Raw genomic sequence first — 12921 nt, 5'->3', positions numbered from 1 at the left:
TGCGGAGAAAAAGCAGCCATGAAATTCACCCTCTCCTGGCTGAAAGACCATCTCGACACCGACGAGCCCTTGGAAAAGCTCGCCGACAAGCTCACGATGATCGGGCTCGAAGTCGAGAACATCGAGGACAAGGCGAAGGCGCTGAAGCCTTTCACCATTGCCAAGGTAATCTCGGCCGAGCAGCATCCGAATGCGGATCGCTTACGCGTCTGCATGGTTGATACCGGTAACGGTGCTGCCCCAGTGCAGGTCGTGTGCGGTGCGCCGAATGCGCGCGCCGGGCTCGTCAGCGTGTTCTCGCCGCCCGGAACCTACATTCCAGGCAAGGACATCACGCTCGGCGTCGGCACCATTCGCGGCGTCGAGAGCCGCGGCATGCTGTGCTCGGCCGCCGAACTGCAGATCTCCAACGACCATGACGGCATCATGGAATTGCCCGCGGACGCACCTGTTGGCGCCGGATATGCCGAATGGGCCGCGCTCGGTGATCCCGTGGTCGAGATCAATTTGACGCCGAACCGGCAGGACTGCACCGGCGTACACGGCATCGCGCGCGACCTTGCCGCCGCCGACATGGGCAAATTCAAGGACCCCACCATCAAGCCGATCAAGGGCGAATTCCCGTGCCCGGTGAAGGTCACGGTCGAGGATGCCGCGCTGTGCCCGGGCTTCGCGCTGCGGCTGGTGCGCGGCGTCAAGAACGGCCCGTCGCCGGAATGGCTGCAGAAGCGGCTGACCGCGATCGGGCTCCGTCCGATCAACGCCCTAGTCGACATCACCAACTTCATGACCTACGACCGCGCGCGTCCGCTTCACGTGTTCGACGCGAAGAAGGTCAAGGGCAACCTCGTCGTGCGCCGCGCCCGCGACGGCGAGACGCTGCTCGCGCTCGACGGCCGCACCTACAATCTCGATCCCGCGATCTGCGTGATCGCGGATGAGCATGGCGTCGAATCGCTCGCCGGCATCATGGGCGGCGAGGCCTCGGGCTGCGACGAAGACACCACCGACGTGCTGATCGAATCGGCGCTGTGGAACGAGATCAACATCGCCCAGACCGGTCGCAAGCTCGGCATCAACTCGGACGCTCGCTATCGCTTCGAACGCGGCGTCGATCCGGCCTTCATGGTCCCCGGGCTCGAGCTCGCGACCAGGCTGGTGATGGAGATGTGCGGCGGCACGCCGTCCGAGAACGTCGTTGTCGGCAAGGCCTTTGGCGACGACCGCGTGATCGATTTTCCGGTCACCGAGGTGAAGCGTCTCTCCGGCATCGAGGTGCCGCAGCCGGAGATGAAGCGCATCCTCAGCCATCTCGGCTTCATGATGGCGGGCCCCGGCCCCGTGGTGAAGGTCGCCGTGCCGTCCTGGCGCACCGACGTGCACGGCAAGGCCGACATCGTCGAGGAGGTCGTTCGTATCTATGGCGTCGACAAGGTGCCGATGACGCCGTTCGAGCGCGGCGCCGATGCGCGAAAGCCCGTGCTGACGCCGCTGCAGCTGCGCACCCGCCGCGCCCGGCGCGCGCTTGCGAGCCGCGGCATCATCGAAGCCGTCACCTGGTCCTTCATCACCAAGCCCGCGGCAGAATTGTTCGGCGGCGGCCAGCGCGAGCTGGAAGTGGCCAACCCGATCGCATCGGATCTGTCCGACATGCGCCCGACCCTTCTCGCCGGCCTGATCGCGGCGGCGCAGGCCAATGCCGATCGCGGCATTGGCGATGTCGCACTGTTCGAAGTCGGCCAGATGTTCAAGGGCGATCGGCCGCAGGATCAGTTCATGGCGGCAAGCGGCGTGCGCCGCGGCTTTGCATCCTCGGAAGGTCTCGGCCGCCACTGGTCGGGTTCGGCGCAGGCCGACGTGTTCGACGCCAAGGCCGATGCGCTGGCGGTGCTGGCCGCCGCCGGTGCGCCGATGCAGGCCTTGCAGATCGTGGCCGGCGGACCCGCCTGGCTGCACCCCGGGCGTTCCGGCACGATCCAGATCGGACCGCAGAACGTGCTCGGCCATTTCGGCGAAATGCATCCGCGCGCGCTCGAGGCGCTCGGGGCCGACGGCCCGCTGATGGTGTTCGAGGTGATTCTCGACCGCGTTCCCGAGGCTAAGAGGAAGCCGACCCGCGCCAAGCCTGTGATCGAGCTGTCGGCCTTCCAGCCGGTGTCGCGCGATTTCGCGTTCATCGTCGACCGCAGCGTGAAGGGCGGCGATATCGTTCGTGCCGCGCAGGGCGTCGACAAGAAGCTGATCACCGCCGTGAACGTCTTCGACGTCTACGAGGGCAAGGGCATCGACGACGGCAAGAAGTCGGTCGCGATCGCGGTGACGATCCAGCCGCGCGAGAAGACCTTGACCGATCAGGAGATCGAGGCCGTCGCCGCCAAGATCGTCGCAGAGGTGACGAAGAAGACCGGCGGCACTCTGCGGGGATGACATTTACTGACCTTCTCCCAAAGGACGTCAGCCTCACCATCGCGATGGCGCTCTGCGCCGTCGCTTTCGTCTCAGGTACCGCGCGCGGCTTCTCGGGCTTCGGCTCGGCGCTGATCTTCATGCCGCTGGCGAGCAGCATCGCTGCGCCCCGGCTGGTCGCCGCGCTTCTCCTCGTCATCGACTTCATCGCGGCAGCACCCCTGCTGCCCGACGCGTGGCGGAAGGCCGACCGCAAGGCCACCGCCGTGATCGTGCTGGGCGCGTTGGTCGGCGTGCCCATCGGCACCTATTTCCTCAGCGTGCTCGAACCCGTGACCACGCGCTGGATCATCTCGGGCTTCGTCGCCGCGCTCCTGCTTCTGCTGTTGTCGGGCTGGCGCTACCGCGGCAAGGACCATGCCTGGCTCTCGGTCGGCATCGGCGGCCTGTCGGGCTTCTGCAGCGGCCTCGCGCAAACCGGCGGCCCGCCGATCGTCGGCTACTGGCTCGGCCGCCCGATCGCACCGATCGTCGCGCGCGCCAACATCGTGCTGTTCTTCGGCGCCTCGGATTTTTTCTCATTGGTCAGCTATGCGACGACCGGCCTGATCAGCCGCGAATCGCTGCTGCTCTCGCTCATCGTCGGGCCGGTCTATGCGATCGGCGTCGCGTTTGGCGCCTCGCTGTTCGGCCGCGCCAGCGAGACGGTCTTTCGCAGGATTTGCTACGCCCTGATCGCGATGGCGGTGATCACCGGGCTGCCGGTGCTGGACGGGATTTTACGTTAATTGCCTTGCCGGCGCGGCGTGCGGCGCCTCTTCGTCGACTGCGTCGGCGTATCGGCCGGCTCGTCCTTGAGCGCTCCGATCTTGCGCAGGGCCGCGTCGGCGGCGCGTTCGCCGCTTTCCCAGGCTCCATCGACCGTGCCCCACAGCGTCTCGTGCGTGGCTTCGCCGGCGAGAAACAAATTGCCGATCGGCTCGCCCAATATCTTTCGCGAGAACTGGCCGCCCGGTGAAGCCGCCGACATCGCGCCCATCACGTAGGGCGAGGCGTTCCAGCGCGTCGCGCTGGTTTTCTGCACCGCGGCCGCGGCCTCGCTGCCGAACAGCTTCGTGATCCATTCCCTGGCGAAAGCCGTCATCGCCTTTTCGCCCTGCTCGGAGAGGTCGCGGCCGAACGAGCCGCCGATATCGATCGAACACAGCGAGGAGCCGCCGATGTTGGCGAGCATCAGCGCCGTGCGCGTGGAGTTGCTCTGCTCGATCAGGATATCGTCTCGCGACAGGCCGAGCGGATTGCCCGGCAGCTGCAGCACGATGTGATCATAGCTGCCGAGGGTGAGCTTCGACGCAGCATCGAGGGTCCGCTTGGGAATATCGGGGCCGAACTTGATCGCGCCCGACATCAGCACATTCGTCGAGACCGTGATGATGGCGGCGCGGGCGGAGATCTTGCCGGATGGCGTCTCCACGCTGACGTCGCGATTGCTCCAGACGATGCGGCTCGCCGGCGTCGACAGCGCGATGGGCGCTTGCTCGCCGAGCCTGCCGATCAGCGTGCCCAGCCCCTGGCGGCAGGCGATTGCGGCGTTGCGGTCCTGCGCGCGCGCCTTGTCGATCGCCGACAGCTCCTTCAAGTCCTTGCCGGCAAAGCCCGCGCCCAGCATGAATTCGGCCGCGCCGGTCCAGTCGCCGAGATCCTTCGGCAGCACCGACGCGCAGGAGGTATCGAGCTTGCCGCGCGCGGCGTCGTCGATGGCGCGGTTGGCACGGACCAGCGCCGCCAGAAATTCCTCGGTCTCGCCCGCGCGTGCGTTGCGGCGGCCAATGCGCATCCTCTGACCGGACGGCGCCGGCAGCACGTCGAGCCCGACGCTGCGCCCCAGACGGATCATCGGATTGGTGTCGGGATTGTGCATCCAGCGCGCGCCGCGGTCGAACGGCACATCGAAGGTGGTGTTGTCCGTGATGCAGCGGCCACCGATTTGCGAGGCGGCTTCGACCACCACGACCTTGCGATTGGCCGCCATGATGCGCCGAGCCGCAGCAATTCCGGCCGCCCCCGCGCCGATCACGACGATGTCGACGTCGCGCGGCAGGGGTGCTGCCGTTGCGCGCCGCACCGGCAGCGCGGCAACAGCCGCGGACGCCGACAGGAAACCACGGCGGGTGATTGTCATGGCATGGTTTCCGGGAACTTGCGGCGAACGGGAACAGCCCGCGAACCTTGCTGTATCTTGCGCTGCACGGCAACCATCATGGTGAATCAATCGTGCTTGATCTCACAGACTGATGAACCGAATTGCAACACGTTTAGACCATGATACAGAAGGGAAAAAGACGGCCGGAAAAGGCCGTGGGGGAGTTTGAAATGGGGACGGTCCTCGACTCAGTCGGCAAGCTGATTGCCGCGTACCTCTCGAAGGAGGTGCCGGGCTATGAGCCGTTCACGCCGAGCGACCCGGAGCATCTGCGCGGCGTGATCGAGCCCGGCGACGTGCTGCTGGTCGAGGGCAACAACCGCATCTCCGGCATCATCAAATATCTGACGCAGTCGACCTGGTCGCACGGCGCGCTCTATGTCGGTCCTGTCGAAGGCGCCATGGAGCCCGACGGCGAGCCGCACGTGCTGATCGAGGCCAATATCGGCGAGGGCGTCACCTCGGCGCCGCTGTCGAAATATTTCCCCTATCACACCCGCGTCTGCCGGCCAGTCGGACTGTCCTACGAGGACCGCACCACGGTCTGCCGCTATGCGATCAACCGCATCGGCTTCGGTTACGACACCAAGAACATCATCGATTTGATGCGCTTCCTGTTTCCGCTGCCGATTCCGCAGCGCTGGCGGCGGCGCATGATCGCGATCGGGTCGGGCGATCCGACCAAGATCATCTGCTCGGCGCTGATCGCGCAGGCCTTCGACGCCGTGCGCTATCCGATCCTGCCGAAGATCACCAAGGCCGGCAGCCGCGCCGCGCGCCGCGAGATCCTGCACATCCGCGATTCCTCGCTCTACATGCCCCGCGACTTCGACATCTCGCCCTATTTCGAAGTGGTCAAACCCACCATCGTGCACGGCTTCGACTACACCGCACTGCACTGGGCCGACAAGCAAAAGCCGCTCGAGGAGGTAGCGGGCTCATTCGGGGTGTTTCCAGAAACGTTCCTGGCGCCGCCGCTCGTTCCTGAAGCGCTTGACGAAGAAGCGCCGGCTGAGGTTTCGGCTGAGCAAGTGATGCGTGAGGCGGCTGCGGCGATGAACACCACCGTCTCCGAACATTTCGTGCTGCTGAACGACCTCGCGGCATACCGCGCACAGCGTCGCAGCCACGCAAGCGAGATCGCGGCGTAGCCCTGGCCTACCGCTCCGCGCGACCAATCACGGCCATCAATTCCGCGATCTTCTCGCGCTGGTCGGCCTTGTCGCCGCTGGCGATCGCGTGCTCGACGCAATGAGCGACGTGGTCCTTCAAGACCTCTTCCTCGACCCGTCGCAAGGCGGCGCGCACCGCGGAGATCTGCGTCACGATGTCGATACAGTAGCGGTCTTCCTCTACCATTTTCGAGAGGCCGCGAACCTGGCCCTCGATCCGGCCGAGACGTTTTCCGACGGATGCCTTGATGTCCTTGCGCATGGGGTCTATATACCCCTACCGGGTATGGGTTGCAAGACCGGACGCCGGACGGAGCATGGGCATGGACGACGCGGACCACAAACATCATCACAAGGCCGGCGGAGACACACAGGCCGGATGCGGCTGTGCCGCCAAGGCCGCCACGCCTCCCCAGCCCGCAGCCTCGTCATGCTGCGGCGGACACGGCGCTCACGCCGGCCACACGCAACATGACCACGGCGCCGCAAAAGTTCTCGATCCCGTCTGCGGCATGACGGTCGATCCCGCGACGTCGAAGCACCGCTTCGAGCATCACGGCGAGACTTTCCATTTCTGCTCGGCCGGCTGCCGCACCAAATTCGCCGCCGATCCCGCAAAGTATCTCACCAAGGACAAGGCGCCCGAGCCCGAGATGCCGGCGGGCACGATCTACACCTGCCCGATGCATCCGGAGATCCGACAGGTCGGACCCGGCAGCTGCCCGATCTGCGGCATGGCGCTGGAGCCGGAGGTCGCGAGCCTGGAGACGGGACCAAATCCGGAGCTCGCCGACATGACGCGGCGGTTCTGGATCGGCGGCGCGCTCGCGCTGCCGGCGGTGGTGCTGGAGATGGGCGGCCACCTCGCAGGCCCGCACAATTGGATCGACCCGACTCTGTCGAACTGGATCCAGCTCGTCTTCGCGACCCCCGTGGTGTTCTGGGCCGGCTGGCCGTTCCTGGTCCGCGGCTGGCAATCGCTGCTCACCCGCAATCTCAACATGTTCACGCTGATCGCGATGGGTACGGGCGTCGCCTATGTCTACAGCCTGATCGGCACCATCGCGCCGCAGATCTTCCCCGCGACCTTCCGCGGCCATGGCGGCGCGGTCGCCGTCTATTTCGAAGCCGCGGCCGTGATCACCGTGCTGGTGCTGCTTGGCCAGGTGCTGGAGCTGCGCGCACGCGATGCCACCTCGGGCGCGATCAAGGCGCTGTTGCAGCTTGCACCGAAGACCGCGCGGCGCGTCGAGGCTGATGGCAGCGAGCATGAGGTCGAGATCGACACGCTTCACGCCGGCGATCACCTGCGCGTCCGCCCCGGCGAGAAGGTGCCGGTCGACGGGATCATGCTCGAAGGCCGCTCCGCGCTCGACGAATCGCTCGTGACCGGCGAGTCCATGCCGGTCACCAAGGAGGCCGGCGCCAAGGTGATCGCGGGCACGCTGAACCAGTCCGGCAGCTTCATCATGCGTGCCGACAAGGTCGGACGCGAGACCCTGCTGTCACAGATCGTGCAGATGGTCGCGGACGCGCAGCGCTCGCGCGCGCCGATCCAGCGCCTCGCCGATCAGGTCGCGGGCTGGTTCGTGCCGACGGTGATCGCCGTCGCCGTCATCGCCTTTGCCGCATGGGCCTGGTTCGGGCCGGAGCCGCGGCTGGCCTTCGGTCTGGTGGCCGCCGTCAGCGTGCTGATCATCGCCTGCCCCTGCGCGCTTGGCCTGGCGACCCCGATGTCCATCATGGTCGGTGTCGGCCGGGGTGCGCAGGCCGGCGTCCTGATCAAGAACGCCGAAGCGCTGGAGCGGATGGAGAAGATCGACACGCTCGTGGTCGACAAGACCGGGACGCTGACCGAGGGCAAGCCCAAGGTCGTTGCGATCGTCCCGGCGGCGGGCTTCGCCGAGGATGACATCCTCCGCATCGCCGCCAGCGTCGAGCGCGCCAGCGAGCATCCGCTGGCCGATGCCATCGTGCGCGCAGCCAATGAAAGGCAGCTCGCGCTCGGCCAGGTCGAGCAATTCGATCTCGCCGACGGGCAAGGGTGCGACCGGAACGGTCGAGGGCCGGAGTATCGTGCTCGGCAATGCGAAATATCTGGCGTCGATCGGCATCGACACCAAGACGCTGGATGCCGAGGCCGAGCGCCTGCGCGGCGACGGCGCGACCGTCATCAACATGGCCGTCGGCGGCGCGCTTGCCGGCCTGTTCGCGATCGCCGATCCGGTCAAGGCTTCGACCCCGGAGGCGCTGAAAGCGCTCGCGGCAGAGGGCATCAAGGTGATCATGCTGACGGGCGACAACCGCACCACGGCGGAAGCCGTCGCGCGCCGTCTCGGCATCGCCGACGTCGAGGCCGAGGTGCTGCCGGACCAGAAGAGCGCGGTGGTGACCAAGCTGCAGAAAGCTGGCCGCAGCGTCGCGATGGCCGGCGACGGCGTCAACGATGCGCCAGCACTGGCGGCTGCCGAGGTCGGCATCGCCATGGGTACCGGCACGGATGTGGCCATGGAAAGCGCGGGCGTGACCCTGCTGAAGGGCGATCTCACCGGCATCGTCCGCGCGCGAAAACTGTCGCAGGCGACGATGAGCAACATCCGGCAGAACCTGTTCTTTGCCTTCATCTACAACGCGGCCGGCATTCCCATCGCCGCCGGCATCCTCTATCCGACGTTCGGCGTGCTGCTGTCGCCGATCATCGCCGCGGCGGCGATGGCGCTGTCCTCGGTCAGCGTGGTCGGGAATGCGCTGCGACTGCGTACGATGCGCCTGTGAGGACGATGCGATAAGATATCGCGTAGCCTGGATGGAGCGAAGCGCAATCCGGGTTCTGACGACATATCGGCGCTGTCCCGGATTGCGCTTCGCTTCATCCGGGCTACGGTTCAACGGACAGAGGCGAGGCACGCGGAGACCACCTGATGCAGCGGATTACGATCACGATCGAGGACGATCTCCTGGCGGAGATCGATGCGGCGGCGCAAGCGCGCGGTTACCAGAACCGCTCCGAGATCATCCGCGACCTCGCCCGCGCCGGGCTTCAGCAGTCGACCGGGGACACAGCGCAGAGCGGCCCCTGCGTCGCCGGCCTCGTCTATGTCTACGACCATGCCGCGCGCGATCTCTCAAAACGGCTGGTTCAGGAATTCCACGGCCATCATGACCTCGCGCTGGCGACGCTGCATGTTCATCTCGACGATAACAATTGCATGGAGATGACGGCACTGCGCGGCGATGCCGGCGAGGTCAAGCATTTCGCCGACCACATTATCGCCGAGCGCGGCGTGCGCTATGGGCGTGTGATGATGATTCCAACGGGTGAAGGCAAGTCGGCGAAGGCAAGGAAGCACGGACATCGGCATGATTAGCGCCGCGTCGCTCCAAACCAGCGGCCGACCTCCCTTGCCGAACCGGCCCGGCATGTCTACCTCTCGCGGGTGATTTCGTGAGAGGAACTCCCATGCTGGATGCCGCCGTCAAGGCGCTGTCGCAAATGATCTCGCCGCCGATGCGCTCGATCCTGTGGCGATCGATCGGGCTTGCCCTGGTGCTCATCATCGTGCTGGCGATCGGACTGCAACGGCTGCTGAGCTGGTTTGCGACCTATGGCGAGGTCTGGCTCGAGGGCCTGCTCGGACCGGGCTGGCACAATTCGCTTGAGGTTTTGTCCTGGATCGTCTCGATCGCCGCGGGCCTGGGCGTCGTGTTCGGGGCCGTGTTTCTGATGCCGGCGATCACCTCGCTGGTGGCGAGCCTGTTCGTCGACGACGTCGCCGATATCGTCGAGCGCGAACATTATCCCGCCGAGCGGCCCGGCGTCGCGTTGCCCATCAACCAGGCGATCTTCGAAGGCGTCAAGACCGCGCTGCTGACGATCCTGGTTTATCTCGCCGCGCTGCCGCTGGTGCTTTTTGCCGGCGCCGGCTTCCTGATCTTCTTCCTCGCCACCGCCTGGCTGCTCGGCCGGGAATATTTTGAGCTTGCAGCGATGCGCTTCCGCTCCCCGGAGGAAGCCAAGGCGATGCGGCGCGACAATGCCGCCACCATCTTCACCGCCGGTCTGTTCATCGCTGCTTTCGTCTCGATCCCGATCCTGAACCTGGCGACGCCGATCTTTGCGATGGCCTTCATGGTCCACATGCACAAGCGCCTGTCCGGGCCGCGGCCCGAGCTGATCGAGCCGGCGCGGCAGATGCGGTGATCACACGATCCACGCGGGCGGTGCGCTCCCTCTCCCGCTTGCGGGAGAGGGTTGGGGAGAGGGTGTCTCCACGATGAGACAATCCCCCAGAGGAAAGAACCCTCACCCGGCACTGCGTGCCGACCTCTCCCGCAAGCGGGAGAGGTTTCCGGGCGCTACGCGATCCGCATTCCGCATTTGCGCAACACCGTCTTGGCGAAACCGAACGGCGCCGGCGTAAACGGGCCGGGCGGCGCGCGGGTGATCAGCGCGACGAAGCCGAGCGCGGCCATCGCCAGCCAGAAGCACAGCCAGAAGCCGTCGATATAGGCGAGCACATTGGCCTCGCGCTGCACGAAGCCTGCGAGCGTTCCGACCGCGCGCGCCGGCGCGAGACCCGCGCCATGGGCCGCGAAGCGATCGGCGAGCTGCTTCAACAGCCGCACCACATCGATGTCGCCGGTGACGATGTGCTGGCCGAGATAGTAGGAATGGATCTGCTCGCGAACGCGCAGCCAGGTCCCCATCAGCGCGACGCCGATCTCGGCGCCGCCGAGCCGCATGATCTGGATATAGGCGGCAAAGGAGGTGGCGCGGCTGGGATCGGAATTCGACAGTGCCATGATGATGATCGGCAGCAGCGTCAGCGACTGGCCGACCGATTGCAGCAGCACGATGCCGATGAAATCCTCGCGCGCCCAATCGTGGGTGAGCTGCGTGCCCCAGAGATTGGCGGCGGCGAAACAGGCGAAGCCCAGCACCACCACCGCCCGGGCGTCGAAATGCCGGAGCAGCCAGATCGAGATCGGCACCAGCACGAACATCGGCAGCGCGCCATAGGTGAGCAGCAACTGGCCGCTCTGTTCCGGCCTCAGCAGGCCGATATTGCCGAGGAAGTTCGGCACCAGTGATGAGTTTGAAAGAGACGTCAGCGTGTAGAGCAGGATCACGACCAGCGACAGCCCGATATTGCGCGAGAACAGGACGTTCACATGCGCCCAGGGCTGGCGCACCAGCGACTCGTTGACGAGGAAGGCCACGAACAGCGCCGCACCGCCGACCAGCAACGCCATGACCGTGCCGGAACCGAGCCAGTCCAGCCGATTGCCCTGGTCGAGGCCGGCATAGATCATCGAGACTCCCGCACCGAGCAGCAGCATGCCGCCCCAATCGGCCTCGCGCAGCAGCGCACGATTGACCGGTTCGCTCGGCGTGCCCAGATAGACCATCAGTCCCATCAGGGGCGCGATCACGACGCCTTGCCAGTACAGCCATTGCCAGCCGAGATGGTCGACATAGAAGCCGACCAGCGAGGTCGACGTGTCCAGCGCAAAGCCGACACGGATCGCATAGAGCGAGATCGCCGGCAGCCACCAGCGCATCGGCAGATTGCGGAACACGATCATCAGCGTCGCCGGCACGAAGGTTCCGAGCAAAGGCCATGCACGACGCTGAGCGCCAGCAGCGTCGGGTAATCGTGGACGAAGGGAATGATCAGCGAGACGGCGGCGTAGATCAGGCTCGGAATACCGAGCACGCGCCGCAGGCCGAACACGGTCGCAAGCCAGGCCACCGCGGGCGCAATCAGGATCTGCGAGCCGATGCCGGCGGTGGAGAGCCAGGCGCCTTCGTCGAACGATAGTCCAAATGCACCGCGCAGATCGGGCAGGCCGACCGAGGTCAATCGGCTGTCGAAATTGGCGAGGAACGAGCCGAGCAGCACCGCGGCAACGGCGAACAGCGGCTGTGGCGCGACGCCGCCGCGCGACAGAGGTCCACGGCCGGCGTCGTCACTTTGCGCCATTGCCGGCCTTCGTGTCGATGCTGGTGACAACCGACATGCCCGGCACCAGCCGCGTCAGCAACGGCTGATTGCCGTCGAACTGGATGCGCACGGGAATGCGCTGCACGACCTTGGTGAAGTTGCCAGTGGCATTGTCCGGCGGCAGCAGCGCGACCTGCGCGCCGGTCGCCGGCGCGATACGCTCGACCTTGCCGCGCAGTTTTTCGCGCGGAAAGCTGTCGACGGTGATCTCGACCGGCTGGCCCGGTGCGACGTGCGTGAGCTGGGTCTCCTTGTAGTTCGCGATCACGTAGACCTTTGGCAACGGCACCACGTTGATGAGATTGGTGCCGATGTTGACGTAATCGCCGGGCTGCACCTGGCGCTCGCCGACGACACCGTCAAACGGCGCGGTGATCTGCGTATAGCCGAGCTTCAGCTTGGCGATGGCCAGCGTCGCCTTTGCAGCCTCGACATCCGCAGCGCGCTGCTTTTTGGTGCCTTGCAAAACCTCGAGCTGATGCTGCTGGGCCGCGATCACGGCGCGGCTCGCCCTGACATCGGCCTGCGCCTTGGCATAGCCGGCGACCGCCTGCTCGAAGCGCTGCCGGGTGCCGGATTCAGTTTGCGTCAGAGATTGCTGGCGCTCCTGTTCCTGTCTCGCTTCGACTTCCAGCGCTTCCGCCGACAATCGCGCGGCCTGGGCCTGCGCGATCGTCGCATATTGCAGCTCGACCTGGTTGCTCAGATTGTCGAGTACCGCTTGCGCTGCTGCGACTGCGGCCTCGGACTGTGCGACCTGCGCCTCGTAATCGGCGGGATCGATCCGGATCAGGAGATCGCCGGCCTTGACGCGCTGGAAGTCGGTCACCGCGACGGTCAGCACCTCGCCGGAGACGCGGCTCGACAGTCGCGTCAGCTCGGAGCGCACATAGGCATCATTGGTGGTCTGGATTACCGCGTTGCCGACCCATTCGTCGAAGCGCAGTGTCGCCAGCGCGACGAAGCCGAGGGCGACGATGACGGCGAACAGCGGGATCGCGAGCCGGCTCCAGAGTGAGCTGGCCGTCGGCTTCGGCGGTGGCGCGGGTGCGGCAGCAGGTGGCGGCGACGGGACTTGTTCCTGTTGACTCACGACATGACCCCAAAACAGACTTGCTTCACATCGTCCCGGAAC

The 12921-nt window shown here is 66.0% G+C and carries 9 protein-coding genes and 2 pseudogenes; 7 read left to right on the top strand and 4 right to left on the bottom strand.

All coding sequences use genetic code 11. From position 1 onward, the window contains the following. Nucleotides 1–18: 18 nt before the first annotated feature. The gene (pheT, locus tag ACQ86E_RS13990; RefSeq protein WP_431206473.1) at nt 19–2427 is read left to right on the top strand and encodes a phenylalanine--tRNA ligase subunit beta; all 2409 of its coding nucleotides are present in this window, start codon (nt 19–21) and stop codon (nt 2425–2427) included. Next, complete coding sequence (locus tag ACQ86E_RS13985; protein ID WP_431205864.1) at nt 2424–3194, top strand: sulfite exporter TauE/SafE family protein; 771 nt, start codon at nt 2424–2426, stop codon at nt 3192–3194. Before pheT ends, ACQ86E_RS13985 begins: the two co-directional genes overlap by 4 nt. On the opposite strand, the gene ACQ86E_RS13980 is transcribed toward ACQ86E_RS13985, so the two are convergent. Further along, complete coding sequence (locus ACQ86E_RS13980) at nt 3191–4588, bottom strand: flavin monoamine oxidase family protein (RefSeq protein WP_431205863.1); 1398 nt, start codon at nt 4586–4588, stop codon at nt 3191–3193. The genes ACQ86E_RS13985 and ACQ86E_RS13980 overlap by 4 nt on opposite strands. Before the next feature lie 191 nt (nt 4589–4779). Between ACQ86E_RS13980 and ACQ86E_RS13975 the strand changes: the two genes are divergently transcribed. Continuing rightward, entirely contained in the window at nt 4780–5760 is a 981-nt protein-coding gene (locus ACQ86E_RS13975; RefSeq protein WP_431205862.1) for a YiiX/YebB-like N1pC/P60 family cysteine hydrolase, read from the top strand. Nucleotides 5761–5767: 7 nt separating this feature from the next. Here ACQ86E_RS13975 and ACQ86E_RS13970 read toward each other — a convergent pair whose 3' ends face one another. Then, nucleotides 5768–6043: a metal-sensitive transcriptional regulator gene (locus tag ACQ86E_RS13970; protein WP_007598521.1), complete on the bottom strand. Its 276-nt coding sequence runs from the start codon at nt 6041–6043 to the stop codon at nt 5768–5770. On the opposite strand from ACQ86E_RS13970, the pseudogene ACQ86E_RS13965 reads away from it, so the two are divergent. The 4 genes and pseudogenes from ACQ86E_RS13965 to ACQ86E_RS13950 all read left to right on the top strand — a co-directional run. Next, nucleotides 6030–7817: pseudogene (locus tag ACQ86E_RS13965) on the top strand (heavy metal translocating P-type ATPase); the annotation flags it as partial. The gene ACQ86E_RS13970 and the pseudogene ACQ86E_RS13965 overlap by 14 nt on opposite strands. Then, nucleotides 7747–8556, top strand: a complete 810-nt coding sequence (locus tag ACQ86E_RS13960; protein ID WP_431205861.1) for an HAD-IC family P-type ATPase — start codon at nt 7747–7749, stop codon at nt 8554–8556. The pseudogene ACQ86E_RS13965 and the gene ACQ86E_RS13960, both read left to right, overlap by 71 nt. A 146-nt stretch (nt 8557–8702) precedes the next feature. Continuing rightward, nucleotides 8703–9149, top strand: a complete 447-nt coding sequence (gene nikR, locus ACQ86E_RS13955) for a nickel-responsive transcriptional regulator NikR (protein WP_431205860.1) — start codon at nt 8703–8705, stop codon at nt 9147–9149. Between the two features lie 92 nt (nt 9150–9241). Next, a complete protein-coding gene (locus tag ACQ86E_RS13950; RefSeq protein ID WP_431205859.1) occupies nt 9242–9982 on the top strand; it encodes a sulfate transporter family protein in 741 nt (246 codons plus the stop codon). Between the two features lie 155 nt (nt 9983–10137). Here the strand turns inward: ACQ86E_RS13950 and ACQ86E_RS13945 are convergent. Continuing rightward, nucleotides 10138–11765 (bottom strand): annotated as a pseudogene (locus ACQ86E_RS13945) (MFS transporter). Next, nucleotides 11752–12879 carry an HlyD family secretion protein gene (locus tag ACQ86E_RS13940; protein WP_431205858.1) on the bottom strand — a complete coding sequence of 376 codons (1128 nt, stop codon included), beginning with the start codon at nt 12877–12879 and terminating at the stop codon, nt 11752–11754. Before ACQ86E_RS13940 ends, ACQ86E_RS13945 begins: the two are co-directional and overlap by 14 nt. Nucleotides 12880–12921 lie beyond the last annotated feature (42 nt).

Origin of the sequence: Bradyrhizobium betae, from assembly GCF_050632175.1 — a bacterium.
Classification (GTDB): Bacteria; Pseudomonadota; Alphaproteobacteria; order Rhizobiales; family Xanthobacteraceae; genus Bradyrhizobium; species Bradyrhizobium betae_B.
Note: the sequence above shows the minus strand (reverse complement) of the source record. Positions and strands in the feature narration are given on the sequence as shown.